This is a genomic window from Gallibacterium salpingitidis (assembly GCF_001678495.1).
GTDB lineage: Bacteria > Pseudomonadota > Gammaproteobacteria > Enterobacterales > Pasteurellaceae > Gallibacterium > Gallibacterium salpingitidis.
In genome coordinates, this window is the sequence record NZ_JTJL01000005.1 from 70,199 (window position 1) to 88,209 (window position 18,011).

Sequence of the window (18,011 nt, forward strand, 5' to 3'; positions counted from 1 at the left end):
AATGCGCACTCTTGTCGTGGCTGGATTAGAGATCGGCCAACGATGTATGTGTAACAACTTAACTTTTTAGGAGTTTATTATGTCTCTAAGTACAGAAGCAAAAGCAAAAATTGTTGCTGAATTCGGTCGTGATGCAAAAGATACTGGTTCATCAGAAGTTCAAATTGCATTATTAACTGCACAAATTAACCACTTACAAGAACACTTTTCAGTTCACAAAAAAGACCACCATGGTCGTCGTGGTTTATTAGGTATGGTTTCACGTCGTCGTAAATTATTAGACTACTTAAAACGTACTAACTTAGAAAGCTATTCTAACTTAATCAATCGTTTAGGTTTACGTCGCTAATTTTCACAATATTTTTTGGTAGCCCTAAAGCAAATTTGTTTTAGGGCTATTTTTTTACCTTTGTTATTAACAATTCTCTTAATCTATCCGTAACAAATTACAAGGTAATGTTAATAGTAAACTTCATAATTATTATGTTTAGCGGATACAATTAACCAATACTTATTTTTAGTTATCTAGTAATGTAACCTATCGATTTATGTCGATTTTTATTTGTTTATTCAGTTTATTTTAATCTCATTCATAATACTTTAAAAAAACTACTTAAATTGTACAAAAAAGTGACGGAAATATGAGAAAAATGTTAATATGGCGTCCCGTTTTAATTTTATATAATCCTAAGAAGCAGAGTCATGATTGCACGCACAAAACTGCTGTTATTTTGTCCGCCAGCATATTAAACATCTTGTGCTTCATTCTCTAAAACTTTAGTTTGTTTCTGTATTGAGGTTATTATTTATGAAACTGAGTAGTAAACATGCCAAATGGAGCTTTATGCTTGCCTGTGCCACTTTTTTACTGAGTGGCTGTGAGAATGCTGTATTGCTCAATCCTAAAGGTCAAATCGGCATGGCGGAACGTGATCTTATCCTTGTTGCAACTGGTCTAATGTTGCTCGTTGTAATTCCAGTAATTGTGATGGCAATTGTATTTGTTCGAAAATATCGAGAAGGTAATATAAATGCTAAATACACTCCAAACTGGGCACACTCTAATAAGATTGAGATGGTTGTTTGGGGTATCCCTGTCATCATCATTCTTATTTTAGGAACTATCACGTGGAAAACCACCCATTCTCTTGACCCTTATCGTCCACTAGAACATGAGAAAAAACCAATAACTATTCAGGTAGTTTCTCTAGATTGGAAGTGGTTGTTTATTTATCCTGAACAAGGTATTGCTACGGTTAATGAAATAGCTTTCCCACAAAATACCCCTGTTGAATTTAAAATCACTTCAGATACAGTGATGAACTCCTTCTTCATTCCTCAATTAGGTAGCCAAGTTTATGCCATGGCAGGTATGCAAACTAAACTACACTTAATTGCTAATGAACCGGGTACTTATAAGGGTATTTCTGCTAGTTATAGTGGATCTGGTTTTTCAGGTATGAAATTCAATGCTATTGCTACCCCAGATGAGGCTTCTTTTGAAGATTGGGTTGCTAAAGTGAAACAATCACCTGATGCTTTAGATACTATGGATGCATATAACCAAGTGGTTACACCAAGCAAATATGATAAACCGAAGTATTTCTCTAGTGTTGTTCCGAATCTGTTTTATGAAATTATGGCAAAATTTGGCAGCCCTCATATGCATAAGCCAGATACACATAATATGCATGAGCATGATACACATGATATGCATGGCGCACATATTTCGCACAATGAGTCATCAGTAGCAACTACTGAATAGTCGAAGGATATAACTATGTTAGGAAAATTATCATTAGACGCGATACCGTTTCATGAACCTATTGTGATGGTAACGGTTAGCGGTATTATTTTGGGCGGTATTGCTGTCCTTATCGCTTTAACTTATTTTAAATTGTGGGGACCGTTATGGCGTGACTGGATTACCACAGTTGACCATAAGCGTATTGGTATAATGTATATCTTTTTAGCTATCGTTATGTTAATACGTGGCTTTGCTGATGCGATTATGATGCGTAGTCAACAATTCTTAGCATCAGGAGGGCATGAAGGCTTCTTACCACCAGAACACTATGACCAAATATTTACGGCTCATGGTGTGATTATGATTTTCTTTGTTGCTATGCCATTTGTAATTGGTTTAATGAACCTTGTTATTCCACTACAAATTGGTGCTCGTGACGTTGCTTATCCATTCTTGAATAATTTAGGTTTTTGGTTTACTGCTGTTAGTGTGGTATTGATTAACCTATCTTTAGGGATTGGTGAATTTGCTAAAACCGGTTGGTTAGCTTATCCGCCATTATCGGAGCTGCAATACAGTCCTGATGTCGGGGTGGATTATTGGATATGGACGTTGCAGATATCGGGGATAGGGACGACCTTGAGTGCGATTAACTTTATCGCCACTATCCTTAAAATGCGTGCACCGGGCATGAGCTTGATGAAAATGCCAATTTTCTGTTGGGCATCTTTCTGTTCTAATGTATTGATTTTAACTTCATTCCCAATTTTAACTGCAAGTATTGCTTTACTTACATTAGATCGTTATTTGGGTACCCATTTCTTCACCAATGATTTGGGTGGTAACATGATGATGTATATCAACCTAATTTGGGCATGGGGACATCCTGAAGTATATATTCTTGTATTACCTATGTTTGGGGTATATGCAGAAGTTACCGCAACTTTCTCTCGTAAGAAAATGTTTGGTTACACCTCTATGGTGTGGGCAACTGTATGTATTACTATTTTGTCTTTCATCGTTTGGTTGCACCACTTCTTCACAATGGGATCAGGAGCGAATGTTAATGCTTTCTTCGGTATAGCGACCATGATTATTTCTATTCCAACAGGGGTGAAAATTTTCAACTGGTTGTTCACGATGTACCAAGGACGTATCAAACTTACTGTACCTATGTTATGGACCATTGGGTTTATCGTTACCTTTGCGATCGGTGGAATGACAGGGGTGTTATTAGCGGTACCAGCTGCTGACTTCGTATTACATGGTAGTGTATTCTTAATTGCTCACTTCCATAACACTATTATTGGTGGTGTGGTATTTGGTCTATTTGCTGGTTTGAACTACTGGTTCCCTAAAGCATTCGGTTTCACCTTAGATGAAAAATGGGGTAAACGTTCATTCTGGTGCTGGCAAATTGGTTTCATTGTCGCATTCTTACCATTATATGCCTTAGGTTTTATGGGTATGACTCGTCGTTTGAGCCAACAAATTGATCCAGAGTATCACTTATTACTCGGTGTAGCGGCACTTGGTGCAGTAATTATTGCTTGTGGTATTGCTTGTCAATTTATCCAAATCGCTGTATCTATCCGCGATAGAAATAAAAACAGAGATACAACTGGTGACCCTTGGGGCGGTCGTACACTTGAATGGGCGACTTCTTCACCACCTCCATTCTATAATTTTGCGGTTACTCCACGCGTCGAAGATCGCGATGCTTTCTGGGATAACAAAGAAAAAGGTGTGGCTTATGCTAAACCAACAGCTTATGAACCTATTCATATGCCAAAAAATACTGCAGCAGGCCTAATCATAGCTGTATTCACTATGGTATTCGGTTTTGCGATGATATGGCATATCTGGTGGCTGGCGATTGTAAGTTTTGTAGGTATGATTGTCACATGGATTGCTAAAAGTTTCGATCAAGATGTGGATTACTATGTTCCAGTTGATCAGATTGAAACGATTGAAAACAAACATTTTAAAGAATTATCTCAAGCAGGGCTGCAATAATGTCAACAAATACTGTAATACATGAGAGTGCCCATCATGGGCACCACGATACTGGGCCGATTAAGGTTTTCGGGTTTTGGATTTACTTAATGAGTGACTTGATTCTATTTTCTTGTCTATTCGCTACCTATATTGTATTGCTACCAGGTACAGCAGGAGCACCGACAGGTAAAGAAATTTTCGAGTTACCTTATGTATTAGTGGAAACTTTCCTTTTGCTATTCAGCTCCATTACTTATGGTTTTGCTGTTTTGGCAATGAATCGTAATAATGCGAAACAAGTTTTAGTGTGGTTAGGCGTGACCTTTTTATTCGGTGCGAGTTTCGTTGGTATGGAAATAAATGAGTTCCATCACCTTATCGCGCAAGGCGTAGGCCCTGATCGTAGTGGTTTCCTTTCAGGCTTCTTTACCTTAGTTGGTACGCACGGGTTACACGTTACTGCTGGTTTGATTTGGATGGTAGTAATGATGGTACAAGTGGTTAAATATGGATTATCTTCTGTTAACCGTACTCGTTTAATGTGTTTAAGTCTATTCTGGCACTTCCTTGACATTGTTTGGATTTGTGTCTTTTCCATTGTTTACTTGATGGGGGTCTTGGTATGAGTCATGGTAACCACGATTATGCGACTACTGAACATGGTAGTGTTAAGAGCTACCTGATTGGTTTTGTTTTATCTGTCGTTTTGACATTAATTCCATTCCTTATGGTGATGAATGGTAGTGCATCTAAAACCACGTTATTGGTTATTATTGCTGTTACTGCCGTAATACAGTTAATTGTTCAACTTGTATGTTTCTTACATATGGGAACTTCACATGATGAACGTTGGAATCTCATATCATTCATCTTCACTGCCATTGTGATTCTATTATTGGTGGGATTATCCATTTGGATTATGTGGAGTTTGAATGCTAACATGATGGCAGGCTAATAGGATTTGCCATGATTAAATCTTACCTACAAGTAACCAAACCAGGAATTATTGTCGGCAACCTTATTTCGGTTGTCGGCGGTTTCCTGCTAGCGGCCAAAGGGCATATGGATCATATGCTGTTTGCTTATACGCTTGTTGGCGTATCACTAGTGGTGGCATCGGGCTGTGCATTTAATAATTTGATAGACCGAGATATTGACCGCAAAATGGAACGCACAAAAAATCGTGTATTAGTTAAAGGTCTAGTATCGGTACAGGTTACTTTTGCGTTAGCCATTGCATTAGGTATTTTAGGATTTGCTATCCTTTATTTTGGTGCTAATGCTTTAGCGATGTGGTTAGCTGTGATGGGGTTTATGGTATATGTATTTGTCTATAGCCTCTATATGAAGCGCCATTCCGTTTATGGTACTCTCATAGGTAGTTTATCTGGCGCAGCGCCACCAGTGATTGGTTATTGTGCTGTCAGTAATGAATTTGATACGGGAGCATTGATCCTATTAGCGATTTTTAGCTTATGGCAAATGCCCCATTCTTATGCTATTGCTATCTTTCGTTTTAAAGATTATCAAGCAGCCAATATCCCGGTGTTGCCAGTGGTAAAAGGCATTGCTGTTGCTAAACATCACATTCTGCTATATATCATTGCCTTTATGTTTGCAGCACTGATGTTGTCAATAGGCGGTTATGCTGGCTATAAATATCTTGTAGTAGCAACTACCGTTAGTATATGGTGGTTATGTATGGCGCTATCAGGTTATAAGGCAGAGAATAATGACTATGTTTGGGCGAGAAAATTATTTGTCTTTTCTATTATTACTATTTTCACCCTTAATATTATGATGTCTATTGACTTTATGGTTCCAGCACACGCCGTTGTTAGTTTGACCAATTAATATTTGGTAGAATTACTTAAAATAATCATCCAAAATCTGTCCTCTGGGCAGATTTTTTATATTTGCAAATTTATTAAACATCCATGAAGAAAACAGTTATTAATAATGATAACCGCATGACCGCGGAAGAGCGTAAGGCTACATGGGGACTTGGTACAATTTTTTCCTTACGTATGTTTGGTATGTTTATGGTACTGCCAGTGCTCACTACCTATGGTATGCATTTGCAAGGTGCGAATGAAACTTTGATTGGTATTGCCATCGGTATATATGGTTTTATGCAAGCTCTCTTTCAAATTCCATTTGGCTTATGGTCTGATAAGATAGAACGTAAGACCTTGATTATATTAGGATTATTAATTTTTGTAGTAGGAAGTGTAGTCGCTGCGTTATCCACCTCAATTTGGGGAGTTATTTTGGGACGTGCATTGCAGGGTAGTGGTGCTATTTCTGCGGCAGTTATGGCATTGTTATCTGATCTGACACGTGAACAAACGCGTACTAAAGCGATGGCGTTTATTGGGATATCTTTTGGTATCACTTTTGCTATTGCTATGGTAACAGGCCCTATTATTACCCATCAGATTGGTTTGCAAGGGCTATTTTGGTTTATCGCGGTATTAGCTGCTAGTGGAATTTTCTTAACTATAACTATTATTCCAAAAAGCCAAAATCATGTACGCAATAGTGAATCAGCAGTGATTAAAGGTTGTCTAAAAGATGTGTTACGGCAACCGCAGATAATGAAGCTGAATATTGGTATTTTTTGTATGCATTGTCTATTAATGGCAACTTTTATTGCTTTGCCTCTCTGTTTTGAACGTGCGGGCTTTCCTACTTATCGTCACTGGCAGATTTATCTTGCTACGATGTTGATTTCTTTTGTAAGTGTGGTACCTGGCATTATTATTGCCGAAGTTAAACGCAAGATGCGAGCTGTTTTCTTGTGGTGTATTGCCATCCTAATTGCTGCTGAAGCTACTTTGTGGCAAGCGGATGATCAGTTGTGGGTGCTCATTTTAGGAACATTATTATTCTTTATTGCCTTTAATCTTATGGAAGCGTTACTTCCTTCTCTTATCAGTAAAGAGGCACCAGCAGGGAGTAAAGGAACAGCAATGGGAGTTTATTCAACATTCCAATTTTTTGGTGCTGCCGCTGGCGGTAGTTTAGGTGGTTGGATTGTTGGTCATGCAGGTATTACAGTACTGTTTTTATCGGCAACTTTATTAGCATGCTTATGGCTTGTACTTGCTTTTACGATGAAAGAGCCTCCATATCTGGCTAATTTACGCATTCAACTTACGGAATGTAATAATGCTAAAGTTTGGCAGGAATTTTTCTTACAACAAACTGGGGTTCATGAAGCTATTATTATTCCCGAAGAGCAATGCGCCTATATTAAAATTGATAGCACGATGACTAATCGTCAAGTTTTAGAAACGGCATTAGCACAACGAGAAAATCTGGCATTGTCTTAACCTATTGATTGCATTCTTAACTTTGTAATTAACGCTTGGTGAAAATATGAAATAGTTTATTTTTTGTGCTTTTATTGATTATTTAGATAAATTAATTAATCAAATATATAAAAAGAAGAAAGATATTAAATTATTTTAGGAATGAAATAAGAAGAGAATAAGCGTTATCTAATATAGGTATAAAAGTATTAAATATAAAATTAAAAAGTACAGATTTTATACAAAATATATTTATAAAATCTGTACTTTATATTTATTAACGAAGGTTAATTAATCATCTTTACCTTTCAAATTATTCAATGCAACTAATCCTTTATCACAACTTTTAATTTGGTGTTCAACACTCATTTGTAAGATCTTTTGTTTACTTTCAGAAAGTTTATTTTTGATGTTAGCAAGTTGTGGATGGGTACCAGGTTGTTTTTCTGCTTCTGCGATTAAGTCATCGGTTTGTTGGAAAAGTTGCTGACATTGAGTTGGTAGATTAGTTGGTGTTGCTGCGAAAACACTAGAAGAGAGCACTAAAGAAATAGTGGCAGCGTAAAAAGAAAGTTTAAACATAAAGAACCTAAACAGATATGATTGAACAGTTGTTGAAAAAATGTGCTAGAAAAATAGCAAAAAAATGTTTTCTTGTCTAGCTGTTTGAATGATTTTTACGTGCAAAGGTAACACTGATTAAAGAAATAATTTGCAGAATATTTTTTAATAAAATGTTAATAAAATATAAAAATTGATGTATATCAAAAATAATAGATATCTTTAAATTTATTTTTTTGATTTTAATAGCTATTTTGTGATCAATTTAAAACTTTTAAGGTTTCCTATCCCCCATTTTTAGGAGTAGAATAAAAGATGTATTAAACGGTTAGAGTTATCCTTTATTTCAATAACAGAAATAAATCATATCTTTGGTCTGAGTTTGATATGGAAAAAAGCTCATTTATTAATTTTTAGTAATTAATTGATAGCTATGTGGGGTGATTACAAAATTTGTAATCTATATTTGGAAGTTGTATTAGGTACAAGAGGTTATGAGATGCTAGACGTCGTTGAACTCTCTAGATTGCAGTTTGCATTAACTGCACTATACCACTTTATATTCGTACCACTTACATTAGGTCTTTCATTTATTCTTGTGATAATGGAAACCATCTATGTAACGACTGGTAAAGAAGTATATAAAGATATGACTAAGTTCTGGGGTAAGTTATTTGGTATTAACTTTGCCTTAGGGGTAACAACTGGGATTACAATGGAATTCCAATTTGGTACTAACTGGTCTTATTATTCACACTATGTAGGTGATATCTTCGGTGCACCATTAGCTATCGAAGCATTACTTGCTTTCTTCTTAGAATCTACATTCGTTGGTTTATTCTTCTTTGGTTGGGATAGATTAACTAAAGCGAAACACTTATTAGCAACTTATTGTGTCGCTTTCGGTTCAAATCTTTCTGCAATGTGGATCCTCGTTGCTAACGGCTGGATGCAAGCACCACACGGCGCAGAGTTCAATTTTGAAACTATGCGTATGGAAATGACCAGCTTCTTAGATCTTTGGTTAAACCCAATTGCTCAAGCTAAATTCTTACACACACTTTCTGCAGGCTATACTGCAGGTGCGGTGTTTGTATTAGCAGTAAGTTCATACTATCTTCTTAAAGGACGTGATTTAGGATTTGCAAAACGTTCTTTCTCAATTGGTGCAACTTTCGGTGTTATTGCTGTCTTCTCTGTATTATTACTTGGGGATGAATCTGGTTATGTAACCGGACAAGAGCAACCAACAAAATTAGCTGCAATGGAAGGTGAGTGGAATACTGAACCGGCTCCAGCAGCATGGAATGTTGCGATTATTTCAAATTCACAAGAAAGCCGTAATGAATTTGCCTTACAAATTCCTTATGCAGCAGGTATTATCGCAACTCGTTCTTTAGATAAAGAAATCACTGGTCTAAATGACTTACGTGTACAAAATGAAGAACGTGTACGTAACGGTATGACTGCTTATGGTTTACTTGAAAAACTTCGTTCAGGCCAAAAAGATGCAGATACTATTGCGCAATTTAAAGCAGTAGAAAAAGATCTTGGCTATGGCTTATTGCTCAAACGTTATACTGATAACGTAGTTGATGCAACCGATGCACAAATCAAACAAGCGGCAGCAGATACTATTCCTGATGTAGGTCCTACATTCTGGTCATTCCGTATTATGATGCTTGCTGGTGGTATCTTACTTCTTCTACTCATTTGGGCATTTGTTGCTAATGTTAGAAAAACAGTGGGATCAAATAAATTCTTGCTTAAAGCGTTACTTTATAGCATTCCACTTCCATGGGTTGGTATTGAAGCCGGTTGGTTCTTGGCTGAATACGGCAGACAACCATGGGCAATTTATGAAGTGTTACCAGTAGGTGTAGCGAACTCAGCATTAACCACTGGAGATCTTTGGTTCTCAATCGGTTTAATCTGTTTGTTATATACCATCTTCTTAATTGCTGAAATGTATCTTATGTTTAAATACAGCAGACTTGGTCCAAGTGCATTGAAAACAGGTCGCTATTATTTTGAACAATCAACTAAATAAGCAGGAGCCTAAATCATGATTGATTATGAATTTCTACGATTTGTGTGGTGGATCCTCTTAGGTGTGTTGCTTATCGGATTTGCAGTTACTGATGGATTTGATATGGGCGTATTAACCCTTCTACCTTTTGCAGGAAAGAGAGAAGTGGAAAGACGCATTATGATTAACTCAATTGCGCCACACTGGGATGGTAACCAAGTTTGGTTATTAACTGCTGGTGGTGCGATGTTTGCTGCATTCCCACTTATTTATGCAACATCATTCTCAGGCTTCTATATTGCGATGATTTTAGTTTTAGCTGCGTTATTCTTCCGTCCAGTTGGATTAGAATATCGTGCCAAAATTAACAATCCAACATGGCGTGCAGCTTGGGATTGGGGACTATTTGTTGGTGGATTTGTTCCTTCACTCGTATTTGGGGTAGCATTTGGTAACCTATTACAAGGTGTGCCATTTGAATTCACTTCAATTGTACAAGTGAAATATACCGGCACATTCTTTGAATTATTAAATCCATTTGCGCTTCTTTGCGGTGTGATTAGCTTGGCAATGTTAACAACTCAAGGTGCAGCATGGTTACAAATGAAAACCACTGCAGATTTACGTAATCGTGCAAGAGTAGTGACTCAAGTTGGTGCAATTGTGACATTAGTGACTTTTGTATTAGCTGGCGTATGGTTGTTATTCAAAGATGGTTATGTAGTAACAAGTGCAATTGATCACAATGCACCGACTTCACCATTTGGTAAAGAAGTTGCTGTACAAACTGGTGCTTGGTTCAATAACTACAAAGAAATGCCAGTACTTTGGATTTTCCCTGTATTAGCTGTGGTTTCTGCGTTATTAAATATTGTATTTTCTAAAGCAGACCGTTCTGGATTTGCCTTCTTCTTCTCTTCATTGACAATGGCAGGCATTATTTTAACTTGTGGCGTTTCAATGTTCCCATTCTTAATGCCATCAATTACTCATCCAGAAATGAGCTTATTACTATGGGATTCAAGCTCAAGTAAATTAACCTTAACTCTAATGTTAGGTTTTGCACTTGTATTTGTAGTTATCCTATTGAGCTATACCATTTGGTCATACATTAAGATGTTTGGACGTATCGATGAAAGCTTCATCGAAAATAACAAACACTCATTATACTAAGGAGAAAAATATGTTTTATGTAACTTGGGTTTTGGGCGTATTGTTAGCAGTTTGTCTAACTGCAATCATTAATATCAGTATTGAAAAAACTGGAAAATTTGATGAGTAATCTGAAAGTATGATTCAATCACTTTATCAATTAACTAATAAGGGCTCGTTACGAGCCCTTTCGTTCGTACTAGCGCTAGTGCTAACCGCCTCTATTTTTACCCACAAAGAAATTTTTGCACTAAATTTGGGTGGAATTTCGCCAATTTATACCTTAATTATCTTTTGGAGTGTGGTAACATTATGGATTCATGGTTTTGGTTTAGATATCTATAGAACGATTTGGAAATTACTGTTTATGCCGATGATTGCTTATGTGGTTGCAATTGTAGCGTTAGGGCTGATTTACTTTTTTTAGTTTAAAAATTAAAAAATTTTTTGATAGCCTATTGCAGTTAATTTTGCCGTTCATTAGAATAGCGAAACTTTTTTGTTATAGAGAAAACAGATAGCACAGCAATGAATAATCGCTCTATTTTCCCAGTACGCGTCTATTATGAAGATACAGATGCGGGAGGCGTTGTTTATCATGCACGCTATCTTCATTTTTTTGAACGAGCTAGAACAGAATTCTTGAGAGAAAAAGGTGCCTCTCAAAATGAACTTATTCAACAGCAAGATATTGCTTTTGTTGTTAAACAGATGGAAATTGATTTCCGCTACCCAGCTCGCTTAGACGATTTATTAACCGTCGAAACGACTTTAGTTGAAGTTAAAAACGCCAGTTTGATTTTTACACAAAAGTTGACTAAAGGTGACCAACTTTATTGTTCGGCAAAGGTTAGCATAGCTTGCGTAAAAATAACTCTCATGAAACCCACCGCTATTCCTCAAGAAATCAAAACACTACTTAAATATGAAAGACCGTAATAGACAATTATGGAGTATTAAATGTCTGAATTGAATTTTTTCGATTTATTTATTAAGGCAAGTATCGTTGTACAAATAGTGATCTCAATTTTGATCACCTTTTCGATCATTTCTTGGGCGATTATTATCCAACGTAGTAAAATTTTATCTAAGGCGCTAAAACAATCGATGAGTTTTGAAGAACGTTTCTGGTCAGGTGAAGATCTCACTAAACTTTATGAAGGTTTATCAAATCGTCGTGATGGTTTATCTGGTAGCGAACAAATTTTCTTTGTTGGTTTCAAAGAGTTTTCACGCTTAAAACAAGCTAATCCGAATGCGTCTGAATCTATTATTCAAGGTAGCTCAAGAGCGATGCACTTAGCGATGAATCGTGAGATTGAAGATGTTGAAAATACTGTACCATTCCTTGCTACTGTGGCTTCAGTAAGTCCTTATATTGGGTTGTTTGGTACTGTATGGGGAATTATGCACGCATTTATGGCATTAAGTAATGTAAAACAAGCAACCTTACAAATGGTTGCTCCAGGTATTGCAGAAGCATTGATTGCAACAGCGATCGGACTTTTTGCTGCAATTCCTGCGGTAATGGCATATAACCGTTTAAGTTTGAGAGTAAATAAACTTGAACAAAATTATGCGAACTTTATTGATGAATTTACGACAATTTTGCACCGTAAAGTATTTGGTCAAAATAACTTTCATAATTAATTAATGAAGTCGTAAGTAGAGGACATTATGCAATACAATCGTCGTCAGAGCCGATCAATTAAATCTGAAATTAATATTGTGCCATTTCTTGATGTATTGTTGGTTTTGTTATTAATTTTTATGGCTACTGCACCGATTATCAGTCAGAGTGTACAAGTAGATTTACCAGATTCTACCGATAGCCAAACGGTTTCAAATGAAGATAAGACTCCTGTCATTTTAGAAGTTGATGGAACGAATGAATATACACTTTCGATTGATGGTGTGCGCAATGAAAAATTGACAGAAGAAATGGTTGTTCAAATGGCAAAAGAAGCTTTTGAGAAAGATAACACTACACTATTTTTAGTGGGTGGAGCAAAAGATGCGCCATATGAAGAAATCATTAAAGGGTTAAATTTACTGCATACTGCAGGAATAAAAAGTGTGGGTTTAATGACAGATCCACTATAAGAGAATTAGGATAAAATTGTGCAATATAATCAGCAACAGAAATTCAAAAAAGCAGTTTTGATTTCAATTGTCTTGCACGTCTTGCTTTTTGCATTACTGTTCATTGGATCAAGGTTGGAAGAAGTACGTCCAATGGGTGGCGGTGAAGGAAATGGCGAGGTTTTAGGTGCGATAATGGTTGATACTGGTGCTGCTGCTCAAGAATGGGGTAGATTACAACAAGAGAAAAAAGGTAATCCACCTTCTAAGCAAGAAATTGCAGATAAAGATAGAGAGCAACAAAGTAAAGAGCTAGCAGAGAAAGAGCGCCAAGAAGCACAAAAAGCAGCACAAGAAGCTAAAGAGAAAGCGGAACAAGCGGCGAAAGAAAAGGCGGCGCAAGAAGCTAAAGAAAAAGCAGAAAAAGCCGCGAAGGAACAAGCAGAGAAAGCTGCAAAAGAGCAGGCAGAAAAGGCTGCAGCAGAAGCAAAAGCGAAAGCAGAGCAAGAAGCAAAAGAACAAGCGGAAAAAGCAGCTGCAATAGCGAAAGCTAAGGCTGAAAAAGAAGCGAAAGAAAAGGCAGAGAAAGTAGCGGCAGCAGCAAAAGCGAAAGCTGAACAAGAGGCAAAAGAACAGGCAGAAAAAGCAGCTGCGGAAGCGAAGGCGAAGGCAGAAAAAGAAGCAAAAGAAAAGGCTGAAAAAGCGGCAGCAGAAGCAAAAGCGAAAGCTGAGAAAGAAGCTAAAGAAAAAGCAGAAAAAGCCGCAGCTGAAGCTAAGGCAAAAGCTGATGCGGAAGCAAAAGCTAAAGCAGCAGCCGAAGCTAAGGCGAAAGCGGCAGCAGAGGCAAAAGCAGCCGCTAAAGCCAAAGCTGATGCTGAAGCTAAAGCACAACGCCAAGCGCAACAAAATGCATTGGATGACTTCTTAAATAATGGCGATATTGGTGGCGGAAGTAGCAGTAAAGGCAGCAACCAAAGCCGTAAGGGTTCCGAAGGCTCTAGCGGTGGTAATGGTGCTGGCGAAGGCGATGTCGTTGGTGATCAATATACCGCGATTATTAAGCGAGAAATTCAACGTCGTTGGTTGAAAGATGCAAGTTTTGCTAATAAAGTTTGTACTGTACAAATTGAATTAGCGAGAGATGGAACAATCTTGAGCTATCATAAAGTTTCTGGTCCAGATGATATTTGTACTTCTGCGTTAAGAGCGGTTGCACTGACTAAGAAAGTGCCAGAGCCACCATCTGATGCAGTGTATAGAAAATATCAAAATCCAGTGATTGACTTTAAATTAAGATAATTAGGCATAGGAAGAGAATCCTCATGATGAAAAAGCTTATTTATACATGGATATTAGGCGTTACCTGCTTAATAATGCAAGCGACACAAGCATTTGCTGAAGTGCGTATTGTGATCGATGAAGGGGTTGATAGTGCAAGACCAATTGCGGTAGTGCCATTTAAATGGAATGCACCGGGTACACCGCCGGCGGATGTTGCAGATATTGTTTCTTCTGACTTACGTTTTAGTGGAAAATTTAATCCGATTCCGGTAGATAGAATGCCACAACAACCAACTTCAGCTGGTGAAGTTAATGTACAAGCATGGTCTGCTTTAGGTATTGATGCGATTGTGGTCGGACAAGTTACTCCAGCAGGTGGTGGTTTCACAATTTCATATCAATTAGTAGATACAGTAGGCGCTTCTGGAACACCAGGTGCAGTATTGGCACAAGGCTCATATACTGTAACTAAACAATGGATTCGTTGGGGTGCTCATACTGTTAGTGACCAAGTATTTGAAAAATTAACAGGTATTCGTGGTGCATTTAGAACTAGAATTGCTTATGTTATTCAAAACAATTCAGGTTCTTATGATTTGCAAGTATCTGATTATGATGGGTATAATGCGTTCAATGTGTTCCACAGTTCACAACCAATTATGTCACCAGCTTGGTCAGCTGATGGTAAGAGATTGGCGTATAGCGTGTTTGAAAAGAAAAAATCTTTGCTTGTTTTGCAAGATCTTGCTAGTAAATCACGTAAAATTATTGCATCATTACCAGGTCATAACGGTGCACCATCATTTTCACCAGATGGTTCACGTATCGCGTTTGCGTCTAATGAAGACGGCGTGTTAAATATCTACGTTATGGGCGTTGGTGGTGGTTCACCAGTAAAACTAACTAGTGGCAGTGGTAATAATACAGAACCTAGCTGGTCAACAGATGGTTCATCTATTATCTTCACTTCAGACCGTGGCGGTGCACCGGCAGTATATATGATGAGTGCAAATGGTGGTGGTGCAACACTACTTAGCCCTCCAGGTAACAGTTATAGTGGAGAGATGTCACCAGATGGTAAAGAAGTCGTTATGGTGAACGGTAATAAATTGGTGAAAAAAGATTTAGAAAGTGGAAGTATTACAGCATTAACTTCAACTTTCCTAGATGAAAGCCCGAGTTTTGCACCAAATGGAACTATGGTAATTTATAGTTCTACACAAGGTGTAAGTAAGGTGTTACAATTAGTGTCCTCTGATGGACGTTTCAAAGCAAGGTTACCAGGTTCAGGGGGTGGACAAATTAAATTCCCTGCTTGGTCACCATATTTAACTCAAAATTAAGGAGAATAAAATGAAAAAATTAGCTAAAGTGTTAATGGTTGCAGCACCAGTATTAGCGTTAGCAGCTTGTAGCAGCTCAGATAAAGCAGCTGACCAACAAGGTAAACTATACGGTAATATGACTGCTCAAGAATTACAACAACGCTACAACACAGTATATTTCGGTTTCGATAAATACGATATCCAACCAGAATATGCTCAATTATTAGATGCTCACGCACAATACTTAACAGATTCTTCTGCTAAAGTACAAATCGAAGGTCACACTGACCCACGTGGTACTCCAGAATACAACATCGCGTTAGGTCAACGTCGTGCTGACGCAGTTAAAACTTATTTATCAGGTAAAGGCGTTCAAGCTGGTCAATTATCAACCATCTCTTACGGTGAAGAAAAACCAGCTGTATTAGGTCACACTGAAGCTGACTACGCTAAAGACCGTCGTGCAGTATTAGCATACTAATCTGAACGTTTTTAGATACTCTTTGGAAAGCCCCGCAAGGGGCTTTCTTTTTGTCTGTATTTTGGGCAAGAGGTTAATGGTCAGTATAGATATATTTCTGATAATACAGAATTAAACTGATCTTAAAAAATATTGCTAAATAAAAGAAAAAGAGCGCTTATGCTGCGCTCCATTGATAAATTTCTAGTGGTAAGTCATCAGGATCGCGGAAAAAAGTAAATTTTCTTCCAGTGAGTTCATCAATTCTAACCGGTTCACAACTAACGCCACGTTGTTGTAAATACTGAATAGTATCTTCAATATTTTCAACTTTAAATGCTAAATGGCGTAACCCACAGGCTTCTGGTGTTGTCGGTCTGGCGGGTGGTGAAGGAAAAGAGAATAATTCAATTTGACTACCGTCAGCAAAACGCAAATCTAATTTATAACTATCACGTGCAGCACGATAAGTTTCTTCAATAATTTCTGCGCCTAAAATATCAACGTAGAAATGCTTAGATAATGCATAATCAGAAACAATTAATGCAACATGATGAAAACCAATAAATGGAGATACTGACATATTTACTCTTCCTCTTTCTCATCTAAACCTAATGATTTAGAAAAAAGTTGCAAACTTTTCGTTTCACCGGCTTTAACTAATTCTTGCATTACTTGTGTTGGCGTATGCAGTAATCTATTCATTAATTTATAGCTTAGCTCTTGCAAAACTTGTTCACTATCCACGCCTTGGTGTAGTGAAAGCGCAGCTTTGTCTAATAGTTCTAAACGAATTTGTTCTGCTTGTTGGCGATACGTTTTAATTAAGTTGGATGATTGGTGTAGTTTCAACCATAAAAAGAAATCAGCACACTCTTCATGAATAATCTCTTCTGCAGCTAAAGAAGCTTGCTCACGTTGCTGCATATTATGCTGAATGATATTTTGCAAATCATCGACGCTGTAATGATAAACAGCTTCTAGTTGATGTACACTCTCTTCGACATCGCGTGGCACAGCAATATCAATAATTAGCATTGGATCGAAACGGCGTTGTTTTTGCGCAATTTCCACCATATTTTTGGTAATTAAAATATCCGAACTACCGGTAGAAGAAATCACAATATCAGCGAGATTTAAACCTTCTTGTAATTGGTTTAAAGACAAAATATCCATTTGCCCACCAACTCTTTCAGCAAGCGCCTCAGCATTAGCAAGGGTACGATTGGCAATCATAATATGCTTAGCTCCATGTTGGAATAAATGGCGGCTAACTAATTCGATTGTTTCTCCTGCACCAACTAATAGAATGCGTAAGCGTTTAAATGAGTCAAAAATTTGTCGAGCTAAGCTGCAAGCTGCATAAGCAACTGATACAGCATTACCACCGATTTCAGTTTCTGTACGCACACGTTTAGCAGTAGAAAATGTTTTTTGGAATAAGCGAGATAGTTCAGTTGAGATCATTCTATTTTGTTGCTGATAGAATGTTTCGCTAAATTGATAGGCTTGTTTTACTTGCCCTAAAATTTGTGGTTCTCCCAAAATCAAAGAATCAAGACCACAAGCAACTCGCATTAAATGCGTCACACATTGTTGATTTTGCTGCATATATAATGCAGTTTGCAATTCCTCTAAGCTTAAATGGTGTAATTGTGCAAACCATAATTTAATTTCGGCTAACCATTGCTGATTTTGTTCGCTATTTTCTAGTGGTGAAATTTGTCGATTATGTAGATAAATTTCAGTACGGTTACATGTTGATACAATTACTGCACTTTCCGCTAGAGAAGTCTGTAATTGCTGCAATGCAACCTGACGTTTCTCATCATTAAATGCTACTTTTTCACGTAACGCGACGGTTGCTGTTTTATGGTTAATACCTAACACCAAAATTGCCATAAATCACTCTTTAATTCAGCGAAAATTTCGCTATTCCCACAAATTAAAAAACAAAAAAATCAAAACGGTAAGAATTTTAAATAATCTGGTAACAAGTCGCAAACAAAAGTACTGACTTTTTTGATCTTGGAGTGAAAGATACCCCTTTATGGTAAGTGAT

The 18,011-nt window shown here is 37.3% G+C and carries 20 protein-coding genes; 17 read left to right on the forward strand and 3 right to left on the reverse strand.

Going from position 1 to position 18,011, the window contains the following annotated elements:
• The first annotated feature begins 79 nt into the window (after positions 1–79).
• From rpsO to QS62_RS01845, 7 genes are all read left to right on the forward strand, one after another.
• Positions 80–349 carry a 30S ribosomal protein S15 gene (rpsO, locus tag QS62_RS01815; protein ID WP_066105015.1) on the forward strand — a complete coding sequence of 90 codons (270 nt, stop codon included), beginning with the start codon at positions 80–82 and terminating at the stop codon, positions 347–349.
• A 459-nt stretch (positions 350–808) separates the two neighbouring features.
• Entirely contained in the window at positions 809–1,765 is a 957-nt protein-coding gene (gene cyoA / locus QS62_RS01820) for a ubiquinol oxidase subunit II (protein ID WP_066105018.1), read from the forward strand.
• Between the two features lie 15 nt (positions 1,766–1,780).
• Positions 1,781–3,763, forward strand: a complete 1,983-nt coding sequence (gene cyoB, locus QS62_RS01825) for a cytochrome o ubiquinol oxidase subunit I (protein WP_066105021.1) — start codon at positions 1,781–1,783, stop codon at positions 3,761–3,763.
• Positions 3,763–4,371, forward strand: a complete 609-nt coding sequence (locus QS62_RS01830; RefSeq protein ID WP_066105024.1) for a cytochrome o ubiquinol oxidase subunit III — start codon at positions 3,763–3,765, stop codon at positions 4,369–4,371. Before cyoB ends, QS62_RS01830 begins: the two co-directional genes overlap by 1 nt.
• Positions 4,368–4,700 carry a cytochrome o ubiquinol oxidase subunit IV gene (cyoD, locus tag QS62_RS01835; protein WP_066105027.1) on the forward strand — a complete coding sequence of 111 codons (333 nt, stop codon included), beginning with the start codon at positions 4,368–4,370 and terminating at the stop codon, positions 4,698–4,700. The genes QS62_RS01830 and cyoD overlap by 4 nt, the downstream gene beginning before the upstream one ends.
• Positions 4,701–4,711: 11 nt before the next feature.
• Positions 4,712–5,599, forward strand: coding sequence for a heme o synthase (cyoE, locus tag QS62_RS01840; protein ID WP_066105030.1), 888 nt, complete (start codon positions 4,712–4,714; stop codon positions 5,597–5,599).
• Positions 5,600–5,682: 83 nt separating this feature from the next.
• The gene (locus tag QS62_RS01845) at positions 5,683–7,080 is read left to right on the forward strand and encodes an MFS transporter (RefSeq protein ID WP_231923665.1); all 1,398 of its coding nucleotides are present in this window, start codon (positions 5,683–5,685) and stop codon (positions 7,078–7,080) included.
• A gap of 270 nt (positions 7,081–7,350) precedes the next feature.
• On the opposite strand, the gene QS62_RS01850 is transcribed toward QS62_RS01845, so the two are convergent.
• The gene (locus tag QS62_RS01850; protein ID WP_066105036.1) at positions 7,351–7,641 is read right to left on the reverse strand and encodes a DUF5339 domain-containing protein; all 291 of its coding nucleotides are present in this window, start codon (positions 7,639–7,641) and stop codon (positions 7,351–7,353) included.
• A gap of 478 nt (positions 7,642–8,119) precedes the next feature.
• Between QS62_RS01850 and QS62_RS01855 the strand changes: the two genes are divergently transcribed.
• The 10 genes from QS62_RS01855 to pal all read left to right on the forward strand — a co-directional run bounded on the left by QS62_RS01855 (position 8,120) and on the right by pal (position 15,970).
• Positions 8,120–9,670 (forward strand): cytochrome ubiquinol oxidase subunit I, encoded by a 1,551-nt coding sequence (locus QS62_RS01855; protein ID WP_066105038.1) that lies wholly within the window; start codon positions 8,120–8,122, stop codon positions 9,668–9,670.
• Between the two features lie 15 nt (positions 9,671–9,685).
• Positions 9,686–10,822, forward strand: coding sequence for a cytochrome d ubiquinol oxidase subunit II (gene cydB / locus QS62_RS01860; protein ID WP_066105040.1), 1,137 nt, complete (start codon positions 9,686–9,688; stop codon positions 10,820–10,822).
• A 10-nt stretch (positions 10,823–10,832) separates the two neighbouring features.
• Positions 10,833–10,931: a cytochrome bd oxidase small subunit, CydX/CbdX family gene (locus tag QS62_RS11965; RefSeq protein ID WP_156536708.1), complete on the forward strand. Its 99-nt coding sequence runs from the start codon at positions 10,833–10,835 to the stop codon at positions 10,929–10,931.
• A 9-nt stretch (positions 10,932–10,940) separates the two neighbouring features.
• Positions 10,941–11,228, forward strand: a complete 288-nt coding sequence (locus QS62_RS01865) for a cyd operon YbgE family protein (protein ID WP_066105043.1) — start codon at positions 10,941–10,943, stop codon at positions 11,226–11,228.
• A gap of 101 nt (positions 11,229–11,329) precedes the next feature.
• Positions 11,330–11,740, forward strand: coding sequence for a tol-pal system-associated acyl-CoA thioesterase (gene ybgC, locus QS62_RS01870; RefSeq protein WP_066105046.1), 411 nt, complete (start codon positions 11,330–11,332; stop codon positions 11,738–11,740).
• A 21-nt stretch (positions 11,741–11,761) separates the two neighbouring features.
• On the forward strand, positions 11,762–12,451 hold the full coding sequence (gene tolQ, locus QS62_RS01875) for a protein TolQ (RefSeq protein WP_066105049.1): 690 nt from the start codon (positions 11,762–11,764) through the stop codon (positions 12,449–12,451).
• A 27-nt stretch (positions 12,452–12,478) separates the two neighbouring features.
• Positions 12,479–12,904: a colicin uptake protein TolR gene (gene tolR, locus QS62_RS01880; RefSeq protein ID WP_066105053.1), complete on the forward strand. Its 426-nt coding sequence runs from the start codon at positions 12,479–12,481 to the stop codon at positions 12,902–12,904.
• An 18-nt stretch (positions 12,905–12,922) separates the two neighbouring features.
• A complete protein-coding gene (gene tolA, locus QS62_RS01885) occupies positions 12,923–14,182 on the forward strand; it encodes a cell envelope integrity protein TolA (protein ID WP_066105055.1) in 1,260 nt (419 codons plus the stop codon).
• A 74-nt stretch (positions 14,183–14,256) separates the two neighbouring features.
• Entirely contained in the window at positions 14,257–15,507 is a 1,251-nt protein-coding gene (gene tolB / locus QS62_RS01890) for a Tol-Pal system beta propeller repeat protein TolB (protein WP_231923667.1), read from the forward strand.
• A gap of 10 nt (positions 15,508–15,517) precedes the next feature.
• The gene (gene pal / locus QS62_RS01895) at positions 15,518–15,970 is read left to right on the forward strand and encodes a peptidoglycan-associated lipoprotein Pal (protein ID WP_066105058.1); all 453 of its coding nucleotides are present in this window, start codon (positions 15,518–15,520) and stop codon (positions 15,968–15,970) included.
• A 157-nt stretch (positions 15,971–16,127) separates the two neighbouring features.
• On the opposite strand, the gene gloA2 is transcribed toward pal, so the two are convergent.
• Both gloA2 and hemA read right to left on the reverse strand, forming a co-directional pair.
• On the reverse strand, positions 16,128–16,532 hold the full coding sequence (gloA2, locus tag QS62_RS01900) for an SMU1112c/YaeR family gloxylase I-like metalloprotein (protein ID WP_066105060.1): 405 nt from the start codon (positions 16,530–16,532) through the stop codon (positions 16,128–16,130).
• Positions 16,533–16,534: 2 nt separating this feature from the next.
• Positions 16,535–17,851, reverse strand: coding sequence for a glutamyl-tRNA reductase (gene hemA, locus QS62_RS01905; RefSeq protein ID WP_066105063.1), 1,317 nt, complete (start codon positions 17,849–17,851; stop codon positions 16,535–16,537).
• Positions 17,852–18,011 lie beyond the last annotated feature (160 nt).

Coding starts and splice junctions, on each gene's coding strand:
- cyoE (WP_066105030.1), top strand. CDS start 4,712: ATGATTAAATCTTACCTACAAGTAACCAAACCAGGAATTATTGTCGGC.
- QS62_RS01855 (WP_066105038.1), top strand. CDS start 8,120: ATGCTAGACGTCGTTGAACTCTCTAGATTGCAGTTTGCATTAACTGCA.
- QS62_RS01865 (WP_066105043.1), top strand. CDS start 10,941: ATGATTCAATCACTTTATCAATTAACTAATAAGGGCTCGTTACGAGCC.
- ybgC (WP_066105046.1), top strand. CDS start 11,330: ATGAATAATCGCTCTATTTTCCCAGTACGCGTCTATTATGAAGATACA.
- pal (WP_066105058.1), top strand. CDS start 15,518: ATGAAAAAATTAGCTAAAGTGTTAATGGTTGCAGCACCAGTATTAGCG.
- QS62_RS01850 (WP_066105036.1), bottom strand. CDS start 7,641: ATGTTTAAACTTTCTTTTTACGCTGCCACTATTTCTTTAGTGCTCTCT.
- tolB (WP_231923667.1), top strand. CDS start 14,257: ATGCAAGCGACACAAGCATTTGCTGAAGTGCGTATTGTGATCGATGAA.
- cyoA (WP_066105018.1), top strand. CDS start 809: ATGAAACTGAGTAGTAAACATGCCAAATGGAGCTTTATGCTTGCCTGT.
- cydB (WP_066105040.1), top strand. CDS start 9,686: ATGATTGATTATGAATTTCTACGATTTGTGTGGTGGATCCTCTTAGGT.
- gloA2 (WP_066105060.1), bottom strand. CDS start 16,532: ATGTCAGTATCTCCATTTATTGGTTTTCATCATGTTGCATTAATTGTT.
- QS62_RS01845 (WP_231923665.1), top strand. CDS start 5,683: ATGAAGAAAACAGTTATTAATAATGATAACCGCATGACCGCGGAAGAG.
- tolQ (WP_066105049.1), top strand. CDS start 11,762: ATGTCTGAATTGAATTTTTTCGATTTATTTATTAAGGCAAGTATCGTT.
- tolR (WP_066105053.1), top strand. CDS start 12,479: ATGCAATACAATCGTCGTCAGAGCCGATCAATTAAATCTGAAATTAAT.
- rpsO (WP_066105015.1), top strand. CDS start 80: ATGTCTCTAAGTACAGAAGCAAAAGCAAAAATTGTTGCTGAATTCGGT.
- cyoB (WP_066105021.1), top strand. CDS start 1,781: ATGTTAGGAAAATTATCATTAGACGCGATACCGTTTCATGAACCTATT.
- hemA (WP_066105063.1), bottom strand. CDS start 17,851: ATGGCAATTTTGGTGTTAGGTATTAACCATAAAACAGCAACCGTCGCG.
- QS62_RS11965 (WP_156536708.1), top strand. CDS start 10,833: ATGTTTTATGTAACTTGGGTTTTGGGCGTATTGTTAGCAGTTTGTCTA.
- cyoD (WP_066105027.1), top strand. CDS start 4,368: ATGAGTCATGGTAACCACGATTATGCGACTACTGAACATGGTAGTGTT.
- QS62_RS01830 (WP_066105024.1), top strand. CDS start 3,763: ATGTCAACAAATACTGTAATACATGAGAGTGCCCATCATGGGCACCAC.